Source organism: Shewanella sp. 10N.286.51.B2 (assembly GCF_041469265.1).
GTDB lineage: Bacteria > Pseudomonadota > Gammaproteobacteria > Enterobacterales > Shewanellaceae > Shewanella.
The window spans coordinates 24,310-45,218 of record NZ_JBFRKH010000005.1 but is presented as its reverse complement, the minus strand read 5'-3'; the positions used below and the strand labels follow the sequence as shown (position 1 = coordinate 45,218).

General features: G+C 42.9%; 16 protein-coding genes and 1 pseudogene. 11 read left to right on the top strand and 6 right to left on the bottom strand.

Going from position 1 to position 20,909, the window contains the following annotated elements; all coding sequences use genetic code 11:
• Nucleotides 1-167 precede the first annotated feature (167 nt).
• On the bottom strand, nt 168-2,348 hold the full coding sequence (locus AB4140_RS01105; RefSeq protein WP_371999440.1) for a TonB-dependent receptor: 2,181 nt from the start codon (nt 2,346-2,348) through the stop codon (nt 168-170).
• A 330-nt stretch (nt 2,349-2,678) separates the two neighbouring features.
• Between AB4140_RS01105 and AB4140_RS01100 the strand changes: the two genes are divergently transcribed.
• From AB4140_RS01100 to AB4140_RS01085, 4 genes are all read left to right on the top strand, one after another.
• Nucleotides 2,679-4,226, top strand: a complete 1,548-nt coding sequence (locus tag AB4140_RS01100; RefSeq protein WP_371999438.1) for a M81 family metallopeptidase — start codon at nt 2,679-2,681, stop codon at nt 4,224-4,226.
• A 36-nt stretch (nt 4,227-4,262) separates the two neighbouring features.
• On the top strand, nt 4,263-5,597 hold the full coding sequence (locus AB4140_RS01095; protein ID WP_102440309.1) for an MFS transporter: 1,335 nt from the start codon (nt 4,263-4,265) through the stop codon (nt 5,595-5,597).
• A 336-nt stretch (nt 5,598-5,933) separates the two neighbouring features.
• On the top strand, nt 5,934-7,154 hold the full coding sequence (locus tag AB4140_RS01090; protein ID WP_102440310.1) for a threonine/serine exporter ThrE family protein: 1,221 nt from the start codon (nt 5,934-5,936) through the stop codon (nt 7,152-7,154).
• Nucleotides 7,155-7,536: 382 nt separating this feature from the next.
• Nucleotides 7,537-9,087, top strand: a complete 1,551-nt coding sequence (locus AB4140_RS01085; protein ID WP_371999453.1) for a ShlB/FhaC/HecB family hemolysin secretion/activation protein — start codon at nt 7,537-7,539, stop codon at nt 9,085-9,087.
• A 48-nt stretch (nt 9,088-9,135) separates the two neighbouring features.
• On the opposite strand, the pseudogene AB4140_RS01080 reads toward AB4140_RS01085, so the two are convergent.
• Together AB4140_RS01080 and AB4140_RS01075 are read right to left on the bottom strand one after the other, a co-directional pair.
• Nucleotides 9,136-9,513, bottom strand: a pseudogene (locus AB4140_RS01080) (DUF6491 family protein); the annotation flags it as partial.
• 164 nt (nt 9,514-9,677) lie between these two features.
• Entirely contained in the window at nt 9,678-10,628 is a 951-nt protein-coding gene (locus AB4140_RS01075; RefSeq protein WP_371999436.1) for a LysR family transcriptional regulator, read from the bottom strand.
• A gap of 458 nt (nt 10,629-11,086) precedes the next feature.
• On the opposite strand from AB4140_RS01075, the gene AB4140_RS01070 reads away from it, so the two are divergent.
• Nucleotides 11,087-11,635, top strand: a complete 549-nt coding sequence (locus AB4140_RS01070; protein ID WP_371999434.1) for a carboxymuconolactone decarboxylase family protein — start codon at nt 11,087-11,089, stop codon at nt 11,633-11,635.
• 208 nt (nt 11,636-11,843) lie between these two features.
• Nucleotides 11,844-12,500, top strand: coding sequence for a DsbA family oxidoreductase (locus AB4140_RS01065; protein ID WP_102440314.1), 657 nt, complete (start codon nt 11,844-11,846; stop codon nt 12,498-12,500).
• Between the two features lie 173 nt (nt 12,501-12,673).
• On the opposite strand, the gene AB4140_RS01060 is transcribed toward AB4140_RS01065, so the two are convergent.
• Together AB4140_RS01060 and AB4140_RS01055 are read right to left on the bottom strand one after the other, a co-directional pair.
• On the bottom strand, nt 12,674-13,363 hold the full coding sequence (locus tag AB4140_RS01060) for a haloacid dehalogenase type II (RefSeq protein ID WP_371999432.1): 690 nt from the start codon (nt 13,361-13,363) through the stop codon (nt 12,674-12,676).
• A 97-nt stretch (nt 13,364-13,460) separates the two neighbouring features.
• Nucleotides 13,461-14,057 (bottom strand): TetR/AcrR family transcriptional regulator, encoded by a 597-nt coding sequence (locus AB4140_RS01055; RefSeq protein ID WP_102440316.1) that lies wholly within the window; start codon nt 14,055-14,057, stop codon nt 13,461-13,463.
• A gap of 229 nt (nt 14,058-14,286) precedes the next feature.
• Between AB4140_RS01055 and AB4140_RS01050 the strand changes: the two genes are divergently transcribed.
• From AB4140_RS01050 to AB4140_RS01030, 5 genes are all read left to right on the top strand, one after another.
• A complete protein-coding gene (locus AB4140_RS01050) occupies nt 14,287-14,685 on the top strand; it encodes a hypothetical protein (RefSeq protein WP_371999430.1) in 399 nt (132 codons plus the stop codon).
• 161 nt (nt 14,686-14,846) lie between these two features.
• Entirely contained in the window at nt 14,847-15,542 is a 696-nt protein-coding gene (locus AB4140_RS01045; protein WP_371999428.1) for a HupE/UreJ family protein, read from the top strand.
• Nucleotides 15,543-15,590: 48 nt separating this feature from the next.
• Nucleotides 15,591-16,247, top strand: a complete 657-nt coding sequence (locus AB4140_RS01040; RefSeq protein ID WP_198589289.1) for a hypothetical protein — start codon at nt 15,591-15,593, stop codon at nt 16,245-16,247.
• A gap of 315 nt (nt 16,248-16,562) precedes the next feature.
• Nucleotides 16,563-18,833, top strand: a complete 2,271-nt coding sequence (locus AB4140_RS01035; RefSeq protein WP_371999426.1) for a multiheme c-type cytochrome — start codon at nt 16,563-16,565, stop codon at nt 18,831-18,833.
• Nucleotides 18,834-18,974: 141 nt separating this feature from the next.
• Nucleotides 18,975-20,153: a winged helix-turn-helix domain-containing protein gene (locus AB4140_RS01030; protein WP_102440318.1), complete on the top strand. Its 1,179-nt coding sequence runs from the start codon at nt 18,975-18,977 to the stop codon at nt 20,151-20,153.
• A 309-nt stretch (nt 20,154-20,462) separates the two neighbouring features.
• Here AB4140_RS01030 and AB4140_RS01025 read toward each other — a convergent pair whose 3' ends face one another.
• Complete coding sequence (locus AB4140_RS01025) at nt 20,463-20,762, bottom strand: DUF3144 domain-containing protein (RefSeq protein WP_102530823.1); 300 nt, start codon at nt 20,760-20,762, stop codon at nt 20,463-20,465.
• Nucleotides 20,763-20,909 lie beyond the last annotated feature (147 nt).

The following is a 20,909-nucleotide window of genomic DNA, read 5'->3' as shown; positions in this document are numbered from 1 at the left end:
TTACGGGATGAGTTAATGACTGCAGTGACGAGTTGAAGTTAATGGCTCACTTTAAACATTAAGTTAAATAGCATCAAAAAAGCGCAGATTATAAAATAATCTGCGCTTTTTATTTATCGTCAAAACCAAGGTTAAGCGTTAGCTAGACCAAGGTTACACCTGCAAGGCTAAAACTTATATTGTCCTTTAACGCCATAGGTTCTTGGCTGGCTGTACTGAGCACGTCCTATGCCCAAAAATGAGGTCGAGTTATGAATTTGCGACACATCATCTGCCAGATTTTTACCCCATAAGAACACATTCCATGCGCCTGACTCAGCTTCAAAGCCAATTCTTGCAGCGCTTTCACCGCGCTCTTGGTTTAAGTTACTGACGGCATTATCTGGGTTTGAGTAAAACTTATCCCGTTTGAAGTAATCAGCCTGAACCACAAAATCGCCATAGTTCAGTGAATAACGATACTCAGCGCCAATGCCATAGGTATATTTAGGCGCTTCAGCTAATTGATTACCCGAGAAGTCAGTACCAGGGCCTGCTGGCTCTGGAAAAGCTTTAAATTCAGCATCAGTGTAACCATAGTTTGCCCACAACTGTAGACTGTCGATAGGTTGCCATTGCAGCTCAAGCTCAAAGCCTTTACTTTCAACTTCTGCGGCGTTGGTTATGGTGATAGCCGTGCCACCTGATGGCAGTTGGGTAAAGCTTTGCACCTGATAATCATCATGTTGTGAGATAAACACATTGGCATTTAGATTTAAGGTGTTATCTAAAAATGGCGACTTAAAGCCAATTTCATAAGAATCAACTGACTCATCTTCGAAGGGTAAAGCTTCGGCATCATTGATTAAGTCGGCATTATAACCACCGCTTTTAAAGCCGCGAGAATAGCGGGCAAATAGCAGTAAATCTTCAACAGGGATCCAATTTAAGCTCACCGTAGGTGATACATCTGATGCGTCACGTGACTCTTTGGCTGATAAATTAGTAAACAAGCCTGAAGTATCAACAATGGTGTAATCAATAGCTTTCTCTTCATAGGTGTAACGAAGACCTGCGGTGATACTCCACTGATCAGTAAATCGATAATTACCGTGGGCAAATAGCGCATATGAATCGGCATCAACATCAGCTACACGGCTAGCACCAACATACACTGGTGGCGCAGCTGGGTTAAGTGCAGGTGCAAAGGCTTGGACATCTGAGTCACCCTCAATACTTTGGGTTAGGTAGTAAGCGCCAACAATGTAATCAAAGCTTTCATAGGCAGGAGAAGCGAGTCTTAACTCTTGAGAGAAGTGAGTTGAGTCTTCTGTTTGAAATTCAGTAAAGGCATAGGGCAGTGGCGAATAGTCTTCATCCACATCACTTAAGTTCCATTCTGAGCTACGTAGGCCTGTAACCGATGTTAATTGGAATTCATTGGCAAAGGTATGATCAATGGTCAGCCCGCTGCCTTTAATGGTGCTATCTAACCTTTGGGTTGAATCTAATGACACCACATTGACATCCGGTGCGAGTGGATCATCGACTTTTTCACCCAGTAATACGTTGGCTTTATTTTCAACATAATCAAAGCTTAACGACACGTTGGTATTCTCACCCGCATGCCAATAAAATTGCACTCGGGTTGCCAGCTCATCTTTATTATTGAATTCATCAACAAATTTATCTGCTGGGAGGATCACCCCCAGCGGATCGCTGTTTTCAACAAAACCATCACGATCGGTTTTCGTCACTGACAAGCGCCCTGAAAAATCTTCAGAAAATGGAACATTAATACTGCCGTTATAGCTTTGCAGGCCAAAATTGCCAATATCCACACCTAAACGCCCGCTCAGCTCATCTGAATGTGGTCGCTTAGTAATAATATTAATCGCACCAGCAACGGTATTTTTACCAAATAGGGTTCCCTGAGGGCCGCGCAATACTTCAACACGTTCAACATCTAACGCGGATTGGTTAGCAGCTGATGAGCGCCCAACCCAAACGCCATCAATATATACCCCAACGCGGTTATCGTAACCTGGGTTACGTGAGCGATCACTAATACCGCGAATACCAAAAGATGGTGACGACTCTATGTACCCAGTGACAATCATGTTCGGCACACTAAATTGCATGTCTCGCACATCTTGCGCGCCTAGCCTTTCAATATCGGTCTCGTTCATGGCACTGATGGCAATAGGGACTTCATTAATTGATTGGGCACGTTTTTGTGATGTCACCTGAATGACTTCAATACCTGTGGCGTTGTCTTGTTGCGTAGGGTCATTTTCTTGTGCATAGCTTGGAGCACTAAGCCCCAGCAAAACCACACTAATTGCGATACCTAATTGTGTTCTCTTCATCGTCGCACCTGTTTATTTATTTTTGTTTATTGGATTATTTTTATAAGCAAAAAACAGCACGCTCCCAAACTGCGCAACTCAACAACTTTGCCTTTATCTAGGGGTAACAAACTGATTAGAGGCAATCTGTCACCTAGATTACAAAGTGGTAACTTTCACGCAACAAACAAAAAGATTTCATCTTAACATTTGCCAGCAGCGTCTTTGTCACTGGACTGACAACTGCTGTTTCGGCGCATAATGTTCAGCAAATGTAATCAATGTGACAGTGTGGTGATTGCTTAAGCCCCTATCTTAACGTTAACGTTTTGATTACAAGTTGGTGGTGGCATGAAAGATTCAAATAAAATTCGCGTGGGGATCGGTGGGCTATTTCATGAAACAAACACCTATGCCACAGAGTTAACTGGGCCGACAACCCTTAAAGATTTAGTGGTGTATGAAGGTGAAGCGCTATTAAAGCTTGCGGGTACTGCCATGGGCGGCGCTATTGATGCCTGTCTCGAAAATGACTGGGAAATCGTCCCAACAGTATTCATGCACGTTAACACCACATTCGGCACAGTTACCGACGATGCTTATGCCGCCGTCAAGCAGCAGCTGTTATCAACATTAGCCAATGAGCCAGTCGATGTATTTTATTTGATGGTTCATGGCGCAGGTATCGTCCAAAGCACCTCAGATTTAGAAGGCGATCTGGCTAAGTCCATCCGCGAGGTCGTTGGGGTTGACACCAAAATCGTTGCCTCAACTGATTTACATGGCAAAGTGACAGATCTTATTGCTCGTGAATATGACTATTACACCACCTGTAAAGAATATGCCCACGTAGATTTTAATCCTTGCGCCAAAGAAGCACTACTCACTGGGGTTAGCGCCTTTTTAAATCAACTGACGCCCACCATGAATTACCAGAAAATTCCGATTTTATTGCCGCCTTCAACCACCATGGAGGCAGGTACCTTTGGCACCTTAATCCGCGATAAGTGCCTTGCCTATGAAGAAAATCCTCAAATACTCAATTGCTCGGTAATGCACGGTTTTCCCTATCAAGACACTGAATATTGCGGCATGTATGTATTAGTGACCACTGACAACGATATTGTGTTAGCTGAGCAAATTGCCACTGAATTTGCCCAATGGATTTGGGACAACAGACAACTCAGCCTTAATCTGCCACCTAATGTCGATCAAACCATTGCCATCACAACCGATATTCTTGCCACTAAAGGCCGCTATCAAGCCCCTGCCGCTTTTTGGGAAAATGATAATAAACCGATTGTGATTGCAGATATCGGTGACAATCCCGGTGGCGGCTGTACCGGTGACACAACCCATTTGCTGAGTAAAATCCTCACCACCGACTTGGGTAAAGTGGCCTTTTTTAATATTCGCGATCCCCAAGTGGTAAAGCAAGCGATTGAGGCGGGTGTTGGCGCAACGATTAGTGTCAATTTAGGTGGCAAGTTAGATCCACTTCGCAGTGGCAATCCTATTGCGTGCACAGCTTATGTAAAGTCGATTTCTGATGGCATAGAAACCATTCGTGGCCCTATGTTAAATGGTGTGAGCTTCGATTTAGGCCCTTCAGTGAGACTCACCGTTGGCCAAGTGGATGTGATTGTGCAAACCGGTTTAGGCCAAGCTTTTGACGATGTATCGGGGCGTGCCCACGGAATTGATATTTATGAATACGATGTGGTTTGCGTTAAATCATCAGCACATTGGCGCGCCTTCTACCAAAAAGTCAGTGATCACTTACTGATGGCTGACTCACCCGGGCTTACCACCGCCAGAGTGGGCGAATTTGCGCATACCAAGCTCACGCACCCTATATATCCCATTGATAATGATGCCAGCTTTCCCATTAGCGCGTAAACGCTTCGCCGATAACAATAATAACAAGGATCATTTATGAAAAGTTCCAGCAATGTCATCAGCGACGATGGCGCATTAAACGCCGAAAACCGGCCCACAACTGCCGAAGATAGCAAGGCGACCAATCGCTATTATGTGCTGTTTATGCTGGCGCTAGTGTGCGCCTTGGCTTATATGGACCGCTTCGTATTGTCGGTGTTAATCGAACCAATAAAGCACGACTTAAGCCTTTCTGATACGCAACTAGGTTTGTTAACCGGCTTTGCGTTCGCCTTTTTCTATGCTGTGTTTGGTATTCCCATTGCCAGACTGGCAGATAAATATAATCGTCCATTGATCATCTCTGTTAGTGTGGCGCTGTGGAGTGCCATGACTGCAGCTTGCGGTATGTCAGTTAACTTCATTCAACTACTATTAGCCAGAATTGGCGTCGGAGTGGGTGAGGCAGGCTGTATTCCTGCCAGTCACGCCATGCTGGGGGACTTATTTCCCGGTAAACAAAAAGCCTTTGCGATTGGTATTTTCCAAGCTGGCGGCACCGTTGGTATTTTAGCGGGATTAATTTTAGGCGGCTTACTGGCCAACAGTGTGGGTTGGCAAATGACCTTTATTTTTATGGGCCTGCCCGGTTTAATCGTGGGCTTGGTGGTTTGGCTGACAGTAAAAGATAACAGAGGCCTAGATAGTGTCAGCAATCCGCTCATCAATGCTGATAATGATAAGCTCAACCTTATTGCGACCATCAAACATCTGCTAACACAAAGAACCTATCGAAACCTGATGTTAGGGCTATCTATGGGCGCGTTTGGTAATTATGGCATTGTGCAGTGGCTACCGTCATTTTTAATCCGAACCCATCACATGAGCCTTGAAGAAGTCGGTGTTCTTTATGGTTCGGTAATGGGCTTTGGTACCTTGTTTGGTACCTTGGCAGGGGCGTTTTTAGCCCCTAAGATTATTGCTAAAGATCAGCGCTGGGAAGTCAAATGGGCCGCATGTTGCTTTGTGATTGTCATTCCAATCTTTATCGGCAGCTTTTTAGTTGCTAACTCAACGCTGGCACTGGGGCTATTATTTTTAGGGGTATTTACCTTATCAACTGGGACTGGGCCATCATTTGCCGCAGTGCAAACCGTTGCAGGGCCTAAAATGAAAGCCATGGCCGTGGCACTAACCATGCTGTGTATGGCAATTTTAGGTCAAGGCTTTGGACCATTAGTTGTTGGCATGGTCAGTGACGCTTTAGTACCACAGTTTGGCGAGCAATCACTGCGCTATTCCCTCAGTATCTCAATGATTATTTTGGCATGGGGTGCGATTCATTTATTTAAAGCATCTAGCACTATCGTTAAAGACAGTCAGTCGCTTTAATTAACCTGTCATCAACGGCTTAGGTAATACCTAGGCCGTTAGCTATAACATTGCCATCATAGATACCTGTCTGCTTGCTGGTTTTACAGCCAAAAAATCAACATGGCTCGTCGCTAACCTCTGCCTTTAATCCCCCCTTTGACCTGCGCTTTGAGCGTTAATACCTCAGCTTAAACATTTCTGGTCTACAGTATGTATAAACTAAATTATGCCAATGCTTTTTAACCGACTGATAAAATCGTAAAAATAGCCAAATGTAGGTATTCAGTAAAGCACATTTCGGTTACTATGCGCGCCAAATAACGACTCCCTTTTACCCTAGAGTGACCATGCAAAATGAACGATGACAACTTCATTGAAAAACGCCGATTTATCATAAGATTAGGTAAGGCGTTGCACAAATTTGGCACCCCGGCATATCGCCTTGAGTCCCATTTACAAACGGTCTCTACTACCTTGGGGATTGAAGGCTATTTTTTGATCTCGCCCACTTCAATGACCTTCGTGTTACAGCATGATACTGAGCAAGAATATAATCATGTGGCGCGGGTCAAACCAGGGGAGTTAGATTTAGGCTCCCTTGCCCGCACGTTTGATTTAGTTGAAGAGCTAACCACAGGTCAGCGCACCTTAACCGAAGCCCTTAATCGCCTAGAAGAAATTGCCAACAAGCCTAACCCTTACGGCCATAAATTAACCTTGCTGTCTTTTGGCGTCAGCGCCGGCGCTTTTGCGATGCTGATGGACACCAGTTGGAATGATGTGTTCTGGTCAGCCATGCTAGGGCTACTGGTTTATGGCATGGTTTTTTGGGCTGAGCGCTCGTCACGAATGGCAGAAATGCTTGAGCCCCTTGCGGCGGTGATATGTGCGATTCTTGCCTGCGGTATTGCCATATTAGACCCTAGTATTAATATTCCTGTGGTGATCCTCTCTGGGATTATTATTTTTATTCCCGGTTTAGCATTAACACTGGGGCTTGCGGAGTTAGCCGCGCGGGATCTCATCTCAGGCACAGCCAGAATTATGGATGCGATGATGCTGCTGTTTAAGCTGTATTTTGGCGCCGTATTAGGCATGACACTGGGTAAAGTCATGTTTGGCGAATCAGTGCATATTGAGCCTTACGCGCTACCAATTTATGCCTCGTGGGCGGCGGTGCCATTACTCTCAATGGCGTTAGTGATTATCTTTAAAGCCCGCCTTAAGGATTCACCTTGGGGCATTTTTGCCGGTATCGTGGCGTATTTTTCAGCCATGATTGGCGGCTTATATTTAGGCGAGTCTATTGGTATTTTTGTCGGCGCACTGGCGGTGGGCATTTACTCCAACTTATTTGCCCGTTGGATGAAAGCACCGGTATCCATTGCCCTACTTCAAGGCATTGTTATTTTGGTGCCTGGCAGTAAAACCTATATCGGCTTAAACGCAATGATTTCAGGTGAAACCATGCTCAATCAGGCCCATATTGGCTCACAAGTGTTCTTGATTTTTATGTCACTGATTGCTGGGCTTATATTCGCTAACGTCATCGTACCGCCAAAGCGAAGTTTATAGCTTCTTAAATAATAGCCTCTTATATAACCGCCCTTTTAAAATGGCCCTCTAAAAAAGGCCCTCGGCAACACCAACAAGGGAGCACATCGCTCCCTTGTTGATTTTTACGCAAAAAAGCAGCGAAATTCAAAATACCCGCCATACTAAGATAAGGCATTTAATTTCAGCTGTTGAAATTTTAAATGCTATTTACTCAATAGCTTAATTAGCTATCCCTTCTATAAATAATTGAGTAGGTACCATAATAAAAACTAATAATATTGTGATAATTCGCGCTAATTGCGCTTTAGCCATTATCCTTGTTATTACCTTGATTATCTCTATCGCCGCGGCACATGCTGAGCAAATTAACAACCTGCAGCATTCAGCCTCGGCATTGGTAATGACAAACAGCAAAAACCAGTCAACCCCCTTTACTGTCGATAACATTATCGTGCAGAGCAATGCTATTTTTGATGAATCAGACCCTGATGCCTTCTTTATTCACCACTGGGCCAACTGGCTACATATCAACACCACTGAAGCAACGATCCTCGATAAGCTTACGTTCACTGAAGGCGATGAGGTAAATCAAAAAACCTTTGCAGAATCCCAGCGCTTACTGCGAGCCGAGCCTTACCTGCGAGAAGCCAAAATTTATCTCGCAGAAAAAGATCCTAGCGCAGAGAATGAGCAAGATACTGTGGTGGTGGAAACCTGGGATAATTGGTCACTCTTGCCCACCTTCAGCTTAAGCTCTAGCGGTGGTGAAACTAAGTTTTCTGTCGGGATAAAAGAAGATAACTTGATGGGACGCGGCATTAAAACCCGCTTTAAATATCAATCAAATGCTGATCGAACCGGTTATAAGTTTGGCATTTCAGCACCACTAAAATTCATCAAACACGCCACAATTGCTGCCAATTGGTATGATAATAGTGACGGTCAAGCAACCCAGCTGTATTTTAATAAGCCGTTTTACTCACTAGACACCCCGGATAGATATTTTGCAGAATACTTAACCGATCAACGTATTGATACCCTAAGACAAAATGGCCAAGACGTTAACGAGTTTGAGCATAATGTCGATTATGCCGCTATTGGCTACGGCTGGCTTATTGATAAAACAGAGGCGGATTTATCGCGGATAAGCTTAGGTTTTACCCAAGATAAACACCAATTTGAGCCCAGTGAGACCTTCCCAAATCAAGCCTTGCCTGAAGACAGAGACTTTTTATACCCTTGGGCAAGTTATGAATACTTACAAGATGATTATAAGGTGTTTACTAATATCCATCTGATTAATAATCATGAGGACTTTAACTTAGGCTGGCGTCACTTTGTGCAATTAGGCATTGAGACTCGCGATGTCGCCGAAGAGTCTTCTGTAGGCTATCACCTAACGGTCAGTAGCAGTCGAGGCTATCAACAACAAGATAATTTATTCTTATTTAATCTTACTGGTGAAGCCAGCTTTAACACCAGCCAAGCCGATTACTATAATATCAGCATCCAAGGTGAATACTTCCACCACATTAACCCTAAATGGACCGCCTACGCTAAAACCCGCTTAGCCAGCTCGCAAAATAGTTATCTCGATGACCCCTTTGCCCTAGGTGATGATACAGGGGTAAGAGGTTATCCTAACGACTATCAATATGGTGATAATCAATGGTTGCTCACGGGAGAAGTCCGCTATTATCCCAACATCAATTTATATCAACTTGCTGAACTGGGCTGGGCCACCTTTGTGGATATTGGACAGGCGTTTGGCGGGCCTGATGACAATAATGAAGTCAACGCCCCCATTGGCAGCATTGGCATTGGCGCCAGAGTGTATTCATCAAAATCCAGCTACGGCAGTGTCGGCCATATTGATTTCGCGGTGCCTTTCACCAGCGGCGAAAATGTCGATGATTGGGAGTGGCGCTTTCAAGTGAAAAATCGTTTTTAAACTGACACTTGTCGTTACTGCTGCAAGCTTAATTTTACTCTCTAACCACTAAGGCTTTTTAACCGCTGAAAAGCCTGCTATTTTTTGTTTCACTTGCTGTTCTTGCTGTTTATCATCAATGCGATAGATGCTTTTTATTCGGGTGGTGAATTGCGGCTCTGCCGCGGTCGATACCGTATCAAAACCCGCTTCAACTGTCCCCAGTTTCGATGAGACCAATAAGGCTTGTGCAAACTGCAAATTATTATCAATGCCATCAAGCACTAACAAATAGCTTTGTCTTGGGCGCACATCGATAAATAAGCTACGATTATCAATACTGCGCCAACTATCAAGTCGAAAATGACTAATCGAGTTAACCTGCTGTAACTCATCAAACTGATACATGGCCGCTTTTTGCTTACTGGCTTGCGTTGCGGCGCAGCCAGTAAGTAAGTAATAGCATGAATCCTAAGCTCATCAACTTGTTTACAGACATGGTATACCCTCCTTTTAATTCATTGCGGCTGAAAATAAACACTTTCAGCAACAACTATTTACGCCACATTTTTCACTTACAATGAATAACCATCACTAAAATTAGTTTCAGTTTATTTATACAAGTTTTTATAATTCGGTACGTGTTCAACCCACCTCGGTGGCGTGCCAATATATTGCTGCACCGCTTTAATAAATTCACTCACTAGCAGTGTTTGCTTACGGTGCGGATACACTGCATATATGCCGGTATCCATGGTCGATAACCCATAATCCGTTAATAAAGGCACTAGCTTCAGTTCAGTAATCGACTTATTCAGATTAAATAAATCAATCTTGGTATAACCTAAACCATCTTTTACCGCTTCAATGATCACTCTCATATCACTGACTTTATAATTACCCTGCATTTTATAGTTTTTAAACTGTTCACCATGGGGCTGCTGGGATAAACGCATCTGATCTAAGATGACATTGCCATTGCTATAAATAACCGCAGGCAATTGAATTAACTCTTCTGGGGTTTTCGGGTGACCATGCTCCGCCAAAAATGCCTCTGAAGCCAAGATGGCAAAGTGAGTATTAGCAATTTTTTTAGCAATCAAATTCGACTCTGTGAGCTTGCCAATCCTAAAAGCCACATCAAAATGATCAGAAATGATATCGGCGCGTTTATCATCCAATGACAGGGTAACTTTAACATTGGGGTATTGCTTCATAAATTGGGTGATGACAGGTTGCAGATACTCCTGACCAAAGAAGATAGACGAGGTAATTCTAATAATCCCTTTCGGCTCAGACTGATATGAATCTGCAATATTTTGGATTTGATTTAGGGTATCTAATAACGTCTGGGTTTGTTCGAGGATCTCTTCCCCTGCTGAGGTTAATGAAAACGAGCGCGTTGAGCGATTAAGTAATTGCACCCCTAATTCGGCTTCCAACTTTTTGATTTGCTTTGACAGTAACGAGTTATCCATATCGTGCAATGCCGCCGCTTTAGTAAACGAACCCTGCTGCACGACATCAAGAAAAAGACTCAGCTGTTTAGTAATCGATTGCATTTATCATGTCCTTGGAAGCTTCAAGCAACTTCAAATAAGCTTGAATAAGCTTGAATAAGCTCGAATAAGCGTACTCAGCTAACGTTGATTAAACTAATCATAGCTTGCTGCCAAACTGAATCCAAACAAAGTCGCCGCCTAATAGTTGATATAAGCTTCAAGTTTACGATTGCTCAGTATCAATAACTTCCCTCAAGCCCTTATGCTTATCTTTGCCCTGAGAAAAAATGGCTATCACTCAACAATTACGTCGAGAAATTAAACTTAAACCTACGCTTTTTCAATGCATTAATCGCAAAACACTTTTTATTTTGAACAATCGTTCAAAATAAAGCTTGAACGATCGTTCAATTAAGTCTATATTTATTTCACACAATGAAGTTACCCCCTATTTTTTACTAGAGCTAACTGACTTGAACTAAATTATTTATAAGAAGATTCAAATTCGGAGCATCATCATGAGCAAATTTACTATTCACACTATCGAGTCTGCACCACAAGCAAGTAAAACGATGTTAGAACAGTCTTTAAAAAGCTTTGGCATGGTGCCCAATCTTCATGGAGTGCTTGCTGAATCGCCGAATACCTTTGAGGCCTATCAAACACTGCATAACCTATTTGAAAGCTCATCTTTCAATGCCGAAGAATTAACGGTAGTGTGGCAAACCATTAATGTTGAACATGGTTGTACATACTGTGTACCAGCCCATACTGGCATCGCCCATATGATGAAAGTGGATGGCGCATTAACTGAAGCACTGAGAAATCGCACCGCAATGCCAACCGCTAAATTACAAGCACTACATGACACCACATTGTTGATGGTGCGTAACCGTGGCTTGTTATCTGATGCTGAAATGGAAGCCTTCTTTACAGCAGGTTATGGTCAGCAACAGTTACTGGAAATCGTTTTAGGTCTGTCACAAAAAGTCATTAGCAACTACGTAAACCATGTTGCTCATACTCTGGTGGATAAGCCTTTTCAACAATTTGCTTGGGAAAAGTAGCCGCTAATTCAGCGCTCACCAATAAGTAAGACGTTTACGGTTAACATTAAAGCTGATAATTATCAGCTTTAATCATTTTCAAAGCTAAATCCAAGTACAATTCTAAATTCGAACCTAAGTTCAAACCTAAGTACAAACCTAAGTACAAACCTAAGTACAAGCCCAAGAAAAGCATAAGTCCAAAATCACATAGCAAGGCAGGTGTAATATGTCAGATAAAATTAAACTCGATATCGTTTCAGATGTAGTTTGTCCATGGTGTGTGGTCGGTTACAAGAGTTTGCAGCAAGCCATTAAAGAGCTGGGGATAGAAGACAAAGTTGAACTTGAGTGGCAACCTTTTGAACTCAATCCTGATATGCCTACAGAAGGTGAAGAATTACGTGCACATGTGGCGCGTAAATATGGTTCAAGTGCTGAAGATAGCGCCAAAGCCAGAGAAAATATTGCCCAGCGCGGCGCCGAATTCGATTTTGAGTTTAACTTTGGCGACGACATGCATATCGTTAATACCTTTGATGCTCATATATTGCTGGATTACGCCAAAGGTTTTGATAAACAAACTGAATTGAAATTACGTTTGTTTAGCGCTTACTTTACTGAGCATAAAGATGTCTCAGATAGAGCAGTATTGGCCAATGAACTAGCTGCTATTGGGCTTAACGTCGATGAGGCTATGGCATTATTAGACAACCCCGACATCAGAGAGCATATCAGCGCTGAGAAAAACCAATGGACCGCTGCAGGAATATCTTCGGTACCGACGGTTATATTTAACCGCACTAGTGCCTTAAACGGCGCTCATCCGGTTGAGTCATATAAACAGGTACTGACGCAACTATTGGCAGAGTTAGAAAGTAACTAATGGTGAGACTTTTTTAAAGCCGATGACATAATAAACGGATGATAAATATCATCCGTTTTTTAGTTTATGAACCCGCTGTTGATGGGATTTATCCCGTTCTGCTTTAAGCTTTTAGAGCACGGCTCATTAACTTCACTGCTAAATAAGCTTTGGTAAATGTTATCACTGCGGCGTTAAGTCTCTTTAATCGCAAATTGGCTCATCATATTATCTAATGCTAGTAAATCAGTCGCGATCACATTGGGCTGAATCTCCCAAGGGTCAAATATCGCCGTTGGTGATCGCTTAACCCAAGCTGCTTTAAGCCCTGCCGATATAGCCCCCGTCACATCAAAAGAATTACTGGAGATTAACCAAGTTTGACTGGCGACTGAGCCTGACACTTGCAAAAAATGCTGATAAATAGCCGGATTAGGCTTAAAGGTATTGATCTCATCGGCGCTCACTATCGCTTCAAATAACTCAATAAGGCCTGCTGTTTGCAATAATTGCTCAACCGCTTTGGCAGTACCATTTGAAAAGGCAAATAACCGATAACCTTGGGCTTTAAATGCCAGCAAGCCTTGCTTTACTTCTGCAAATGCTGGCAAGGTTTTATAGCATTCTAGTAAGGCTTGTTTTTGGCTTGAAGATAAAGATATTTGATAATACAGGCAGGTATAATCTAGCGCTTGGCGGGTACACTCACTAAAAGGAACATAATTGTTCATCAAGCCTCTGCGAAACGAATACTCTAATTGTTTCTCGCGCCAAGTAGTTGAGAACCCAAAGGCTTTATCACCCACCAGCGTTTGCAATTGTGCCAACAGCCCATGGGTGTTAATTAGCGTGCCATAAACATCAAAAGCCAGTGTAATAGCCATATTCATCCCTTAAAAATAAAATCATTTATTTAGAGGTTTTACTTTAGTGCTCTTTGTCCCTAGCCGCTGCATTGCCATTGCAACAATCAAACGCTTTTTAATGGCCAGGCATTAATTGCGAACTTTCAAATACACCATCAATGAGAGTTTGAATGGTATCGTCATCTTGATTGGCATGGGCATAAGTACGAATACCAATTATCTGCACTTGAATAAAACGTGCTAACGCCTGTGGGTCTTGAGTCGTATCTAACTCACCTAACTGCTGCGCTTCAGTGAGTAGTGCGGCAAATTCAGCCTCAACCATCCCTAAGGCACTTTTAGCTTCAGCTAATAAATCGGCATTGTCTGTGGTTAATTCTGCCACAGTTTTAACCAGCATACACATACCACTTGGCACGGTTGATTTGTTGGCTAACACTGAGCGCTCAATAAACAGTTTTAACGCCCTAAGGGGCGAGCCAGCATCAATACGGCACTGGGCTAACATCTCAACACCCGTTTGCGCATAGTATTGTAAGGCCTCTTTAAACAAGCCTTCTTTGCTGCCAAAGCTGGCATAAATACTACCAGGACGTAAATCGATTACTTCTTGCAGGTTACGCATTGAAGTCGCGTGAAAACCTTTTTGCCAATATAGGTTGGCCGCTTTTTGAATCGTTTCCTCACGATTAAATTTGGCTGCTTTAGTCATAATCTTAGTCTCAGATCTATATTGAACGATTGCTCAATTTTACAATGAACGATTGTTCAAGTCTAGTTTGCCTTACTGGCGATGACCAATAATTGCAGCTCTAGTAGTTTTAAGGTTTATCTGATTTAATCAGCTGAATAAATGACGCAACTTGGTGCCAAGGCTTAAACAACTGAACTTCAATAACGATCAGGCCAAACTGCAATCTTCATCTAGGCCATTATCCCCTATGACACTATCAATAGTGTTAGTGGTATTGCTGTGTCAGTTATTTACTATTAGTACGGCATTCTCAGTGCAATACCCTCACGGAGAACATCCATCAGGTATCGTGCTTGCCCATCACCATGCAGATTTATCACAGCACACTCATCCTTACCAAGAAGCTGAAAATACACTTAAAACACCCTTTAATGCCACTGAATCACAGGCAGAAATATTGGCAGCGAATAACCCTGATAAGTCCGCTGCTGATCATGAACATTCTAATCAGTCACTCTCTGCGGCTCATCCACCATTCGAATCCATATTTGTCGCTGAATTTGCCCATACCAATACCCTTTCAGATAATCCAATAGATTATCAAAGTTACCAATTTGCTCCCCCTATACCTCCACCACATCAATAAGTCAGCGACTTTATAATCATATTCATAATAAGAGTGATTTAACTGACTGCGCATTCATCAAGGCCAAACTGAGTTATTTCAGCAGAGCTTCAATGATTGAGCTCAGTCGTAAAGCGATATTTATAACGCGCATTTGTGCGTGACTTATTGGAGTTACAACAATGAGCCAACCACTGGCCACTGCCATAAAAATGGTGGTGATATTCATGGGGCTTTTCGCTTCATTTTCTTTATTTGCCCATGGTGTTGATGAAGACACTCGGCAATTTCTTACCTTAAATCAGGGCGTTTCCATCTTCCCTTTCATTTACATTGGCGCTAAACACATGGTCACTGGATACGACCATTTACTGTTTCTCGTCGGGGTAATTTTCTTTCTGTTTCGCACTAAAGATGTGCTGATTTACGTCAGTTTATTCACCATCGGCCACAGTGTAACCCTGCTATTTGGGGTGCTAAATAATGTGCAGATTAATGCTTATCTTATCGATGCCATTATTGGATTTTCAATTGTGTACAAAGGCTTTGATAATCTCGGCGGCTTTAAACGCCTATTCGGTTTTCAACCTAATACCAAGGTTGCAGTGATGATCTTTGGACTGTTTCACGGCTTTGGTTTAACCACCAAGATTCAAGAGTTTCAGCTGCCCAGCGATGGACTTGTTGCCAACATCATCGCCTTTAATGTCGGTGTTGAAATCGGCCAATTTTTAGCATTGGGATTGATACTGATCGTGATGAGCTTATGGCGACGTCATAAAAGCTACCTGCAGTTTTCTACCGCCGCCAATACCTTGCTAATGAGCAGCGGCTTAATGTTAGTGGGCTTTCAATTAACTGGCTATTTTATCAATTAATCAGCCGGAATATGCATCATCATTTACCGCATTTTTTAAGGAACAAACATGAACAAGAATGAACAACAGTTGCAGCCAATAGTTATTCCGGTGCACTCCATAACTATTCCTGTACACTCCACAGCAACGCTTATTAAAGCCAGTATCGCCGCAGGTGTTATTGCCGCGATTGTACTGGTCACAGCCATATTACCTGCTGAATACAATATCGACCCGACGGGTATTGGCAAAGCCTTAGGGTTAACCAAAATAGCTCAAGCAGCTGAAATAGGGACTGTTGAAAATACAGAAAGTGTAGAGGGTATAGATGATATAGAGAGTGCAGCGTTAGTCATTGTCACCGCGCCCTTAGTTGCAGACATTAAACAAGCCCGAAAAACGGCAGCGGTAAGATCGGATAGCGTCAATGTGGTTATTCCTGCAGGCAAAGGGTTGGAATATAAATTACTGCTCAATCAATTTACTCATTTAACCTATCAATGGCACACCCTTGATGAAGCGCCGTTGTTTTTTGACTTTCACGGTGAGCCCCAAGGCGATACCACTGGCTACTATGAAAGCTACAACATCAGTACTGCAAATAAAGTGACAGGCTCATTAACCACCCCTTTTGCAGGTGCCCATGGTTGGTATTGGAAAAACACCAGCGATGCTGCCATTACCGTGGTACTCAACACGACTGGGGCCTATAACATTAAAGGCTGATTGGCTTAATGGTTAGTGGTTAGTGGTTAATGGTTAGTGGTGATGAGTCATCAAACTAAATCAAAAAACTAAATCAGAAAAAATCCACTGTCGATTATCTTAACGATACTCTGATAGTGGATTTTATTTATTAGAATGCCCCACTTTCAAAGCCAAACTACCAGCAGCTTCAGTTAAAAAAGCTAAAAATATCTAAAATCAGGCCAAACCCTCTAAAAAACTCTATTTTTAAAACAGTTCACTCATCAAATCTGCGCATCTTTAGCTAATGTCCTCGGCGGAAGCAATACTAATAATCCTAAAATTAAGATGATCATGATGAACAATAAAAAGCACATATGGGCATATAGCATGTCACTAGCCGCTCTTGTTATGGCAGGGTGTGGTAACGATGGCCGTGATGGTGAAGACGGTATTTCACCACCACCTAGCAGCCCTTCAGCGAAGGTTTTATCCCTCGATATTGAAGATATTTCTGTCTCTGAAGGTAATATTACCCTTAAATTCTCTGCTGAAAATGAACAAGGGACGCCTGTCACAAAAATTAACAGCATTAGAGTTGAAGCCGCTCAGTTACTCGCACCAATTAATGGTGATAGCTCTGCTTGGCAATACCTGCTCAACGAAACCTGCAATGAAGAGTGCCCAGGAGAGCTAACCGACTTTGCTAACGGCCAATACCAATACACAATGGGTACCAACCTAGCCGATAGCAGTTACTTTCCAAATGGCTATGATGCAAGTTTACCCCAACGCGTTATCCTCCGCGTAAATGGCACTGAGTTAGTGCCGACCACATATCAAAACACTGATTACATGGTCGGTGGTTCTGAGCTATCGTTCACCCGTAATATTGTCGATAGTCAAACATGTTTAAGCTGTCATGAAGACATTGCCAGCATTAAACATGGCGGTGATAGCCTAGAAAACTGTGCCACTTGCCACTCAGCAGGCAGAGTCGATGATGATAAAACATGGCCTATCATTGCTCATCAATCTCATATTGGTGTTAGCTCTGAGACCGTTGGTAACTGTTTAGCTTGTCACAACGATGAAGAAACAACCGAACACACTGAAGCGTTAAACTGGCAAACAATGCCAACTCGTGAAAATTGCTCTAGTTGTCATAACTTAGAAGAAGCCAACATCGATCATAGCGGTATGAGTGATAACAGCCAATGCTCAAGCTGCCATAGTGCCGAGCATGTCTATGATAAACACCGAGGCAAAGCCGATGCCGGTATCGCTGGCCGCAGCCTAATGAATGTCAACATTAGCGATGCGAAGATTGTTGATGTTGAAGGTGAATCATTTGCAGAAATCGTGGTTGGACTTGAAGATCAACAAGGCCAAGCGCTGCCTTTTACTAGCACAGAAGCAAAAGATTGGGATTATTTAACCGGGCTTGAGTTGTACGTAAACTGGGGCATTGATGTTAATTTCACCCAAGGGCAACAAGACGGTATAGGGCTTGCTGGTCACATGGGACAAGGCCGCGGCTATACCGTTTACGGTAAAACCACCAAGCGAATGACGTCAGAGCAAAGCGGATTACGCCCCTTAACGCCTGTGCATGCATTAGTTGATGGCAACCTTGTTTACCGGGTCGGGCCTATTGAGATGAATGATACCTTTGCAGGTGATACCTCAGACAATTATGGCTTTATCTCGAATCGAGTCTTTTTCTGTACGGATGATTTAGGTCAAGCAGCGACCTGTGGTGCCGAAGGCGTTAAGAGCAATGCTACCTATAACAAACGTTGGTTCTTTGATGCCAATGGCCTGCGTGATGAAATTAAACGTCGCCCAATTGTGTCAAACAAAAATTGCGGTTCTTGTCATGGTTACAATGAAGAAACGGATACTACCGAGCTAAATTGCCGCAGTTGTCACTCTCGCAATACTGAGTCAAACCTCGAGCTGGCGAATACGACCTGTTTCTCCGGTAATGACGGTGAAGAAGCTATTGCATTTAAGCCTATGATGCCTCGCGGTAAAGGCTACGGCACCTCAACTGCTGATATCGTTGATGCATGTGTCGCATGTCATAATCCCAATACTCCGCCGACCCAAGCCATTCGCGAACGTCATACTGTGCAAGGTGACAAAGACTTTGTTGAGCAACTCGTTGTGAGTCACCCAGATCATAAAATCTGGATGCATTCATTACATAACAACCAGCGGGCAACTCAGAAACAACCGGATTGGATCCGCTCAGTAAATTACCCCGCTAACCAAGCCAACTGTTACCGTTGTCATGAAGGTGACACTTTTGGTGCAGAGCGTTTAACTGAAGAAGGCAAACCCTTAGCATTGGATCTGACTTATGACCCTGATAGTAGAGCATATCCGGCCACTGATGTTAACGTCGATGCTTATGTGAGCCCAGTGTCGGCAACTTGTTATTCATGCCATGCCAAGCGGTATGACGAAGACAGCAATACCATGGTAATTAAGCCCCATGTGCGTGCTCATATGGAGCAAAATGGCGGTCGTTTTGGTGTGCCTAAGGATGAGTTGGAAACAGAATCCTGTGTGACTTGCCATAAATTAGACAAACTCAAACAACAGCATAAATTGAATTAATCCCCAGATTCATCATCACTCCACCAAAGGGGCATTTATGCCCCTTTTATTTGAGGAAGGTCAAATTCTTTGACCACTTTCACATCAATATCAACCACATTTCGCTATATTATATCTCTTCTAACGCACTCAGGAATTTTCATGTTGTTGCTGGCCAACTTGCTATTCGATTCTGACAAACAAACCCTGACGGATGCTAGAACAGGTGAGCAGCACTCATTATCGTTTTCAGAAAATGCAGTATTAAAACATCTAATACTGGCTGAAGGTGTTGCCACTAAAACCGATTTACAATCAGCTGGTTGGCCTAACCGCAATGCGACTGATGCATCTCTCAATCAATGCATCAGTACCTTAAGACGAAAGCTTGCCAGCGATGAGTCAATAGAGCTTAAAACCATTCCGCGTCATGGTTACGCATTAAACGCGCCACAGGCCACAAAGCAAAACAAAAATCCCCGTACAACCCTAACCATCAAAGCTATGGTTATATTGATATTTTTGAGTATCATTATCGCCGTTATAGGGTATAGACAATGGCAACCGTCTTCAGTAAACCTGCCTTTTACGTTATGCCAACAACATCCATTAACAGCAGTAATTGAGGCGACCTCAGAAGATCACTGTGATTCATTGCCGCTGCCCATAATTAATCCATCCCAGCCCCAATGGCTAGGACAACACAATCATTACTACAGTTTAGCAATGTGCCCAGAAGGTGATTGCGCTCAAACGGGCTTGCTCAATACCGTTAGCCATAACGCCTTAATATCTGCAGTACAACTACAGCAGCTGACGCAAAAGATACAGCTCACCACCACGCCGTCCAGAAATCAATTAACCTTACCCAAAGCGGCTGTACAAACAACTGAATTAACCGAGCAACATTATAATAATTATATTTATTATCCGACTGAATCTGGTGACATCGTAAGAGTCGATTTTAGGATGGCCTTGCTCTACAACGAAGACAAAGCAGGTATTATGACGGTTGATGCCTGTATTAGCCTGTTAAATTGCGATGGGGCATCGATACAGTTTCAAGCTCGTTATCAATTTAATGAGCAACAAATAGAGCAAGAAGGTCACAACATAAGTGTATTTTTCATGACCGTTGATCATCAACACCTCACTCCAGATCAACATTTAGGAAAACAAGGCGAACTGTTCACTTTCTACAGCTCGTTGCGCCGCAGCCTATTGTTCGATAATGATATTCGCTACTACCGCCTACAAGATGATGAGCATTATGGTGTATGGCAGTTACCACTGTTAGGCAATCCGGTAGCATGGCTGCATCGGCAACAATTAGCGCTATAGCACCTATTGATGAGCCCATTTCACATTGTTGATTGCAGATTGCAGATTGCAGAGTACTCAGTACTGCTAAGCACAACGCGACATAGGAACTTGGTCATCTTGTCTTGCCCGTTTCTATTGGAAACAAAACTGCGATGCCGTTGTTGCCGGGGTAATTAACATTACTCGGAGTATAAAATGAGACACTTGATAGGGCTTAATCGTCAACACCAAGATAATTAACGATAAAAAAATCCACTGTCGATTATCTTAACGATACTCTAATAGTGGATTTTTTAAATCATAATCTTGCGCTGTGCAGCAACAGGTTTACTTTTGTGTTTTACGGTAATGGTCAAAGTTTTGGATGTAATCTTCCATGTTGCCTTCAAGCAGCTTGCGGTACTCTTCAGTGTAATAGGCCACCATGTCAGCTTTTTTCTGCTGCATCTCTTCGGCATTATCAAAACCAGTAGAAGTAAACCAAGCATTGTAGCGGGTTAAGGAATACATGAATGAAGCGCTTACCTCACCCGTTTTTACCTTGGGATTTTGATTAAACTCATTAGCAACATTAATAAACTGACTAGCGCGATCGAAAAAAGCTTTATCTGGTTTTGAATCAAACATGATAGATCCTTGTACTGAAAGTTGCCTGTAGCGGCAAAGTAAAATAGCAATGGTAATAACCTACGTGCTTTTACGCTGGTAAACCTTAAGGTGGTTCACACTCTGCAATAATGATGCTCCGTAACTGTGAGCAGCATCAATATGTCG

Bases quoted from the DNA above. Each gene is read 5' to 3' on its own strand.
- AB4140_RS01105 (WP_371999440.1), bottom strand. From the start codon at position 2,348: ATGAAGAGAACACAATTAGGTATCGCAATTAGTGTGGTTTTGCTGGGG.
- AB4140_RS01100 (WP_371999438.1), top strand. From the start codon at position 2,679: ATGAAAGATTCAAATAAAATTCGCGTGGGGATCGGTGGGCTATTTCAT.
- AB4140_RS01095 (WP_102440309.1), top strand. From the start codon at position 4,263: ATGAAAAGTTCCAGCAATGTCATCAGCGACGATGGCGCATTAAACGCC.
- AB4140_RS01090 (WP_102440310.1), top strand. From the start codon at position 5,934: ATGAACGATGACAACTTCATTGAAAAACGCCGATTTATCATAAGATTA.
- AB4140_RS01085 (WP_371999453.1), top strand. From the start codon at position 7,537: ATGACAAACAGCAAAAACCAGTCAACCCCCTTTACTGTCGATAACATT.
- AB4140_RS01075 (WP_371999436.1), bottom strand. From the start codon at position 10,628: ATGCAATCGATTACTAAACAGCTGAGTCTTTTTCTTGATGTCGTGCAG.
- AB4140_RS01070 (WP_371999434.1), top strand. From the start codon at position 11,087: ATGAGCAAATTTACTATTCACACTATCGAGTCTGCACCACAAGCAAGT.
- AB4140_RS01065 (WP_102440314.1), top strand. From the start codon at position 11,844: ATGTCAGATAAAATTAAACTCGATATCGTTTCAGATGTAGTTTGTCCA.
- AB4140_RS01060 (WP_371999432.1), bottom strand. From the start codon at position 13,363: ATGGCTATTACACTGGCTTTTGATGTTTATGGCACGCTAATTAACACC.
- AB4140_RS01055 (WP_102440316.1), bottom strand. From the start codon at position 14,057: ATGACTAAAGCAGCCAAATTTAATCGTGAGGAAACGATTCAAAAAGCG.
- AB4140_RS01050 (WP_371999430.1), top strand. From the start codon at position 14,287: ATGACACTATCAATAGTGTTAGTGGTATTGCTGTGTCAGTTATTTACT.
- AB4140_RS01045 (WP_371999428.1), top strand. From the start codon at position 14,847: ATGAGCCAACCACTGGCCACTGCCATAAAAATGGTGGTGATATTCATG.
- AB4140_RS01040 (WP_198589289.1), top strand. From the start codon at position 15,591: ATGAACAAGAATGAACAACAGTTGCAGCCAATAGTTATTCCGGTGCAC.
- AB4140_RS01035 (WP_371999426.1), top strand. From the start codon at position 16,563: ATGATGAACAATAAAAAGCACATATGGGCATATAGCATGTCACTAGCC.
- AB4140_RS01030 (WP_102440318.1), top strand. From the start codon at position 18,975: ATGTTGTTGCTGGCCAACTTGCTATTCGATTCTGACAAACAAACCCTG.
- AB4140_RS01025 (WP_102530823.1), bottom strand. From the start codon at position 20,762: ATGTTTGATTCAAAACCAGATAAAGCTTTTTTCGATCGCGCTAGTCAG.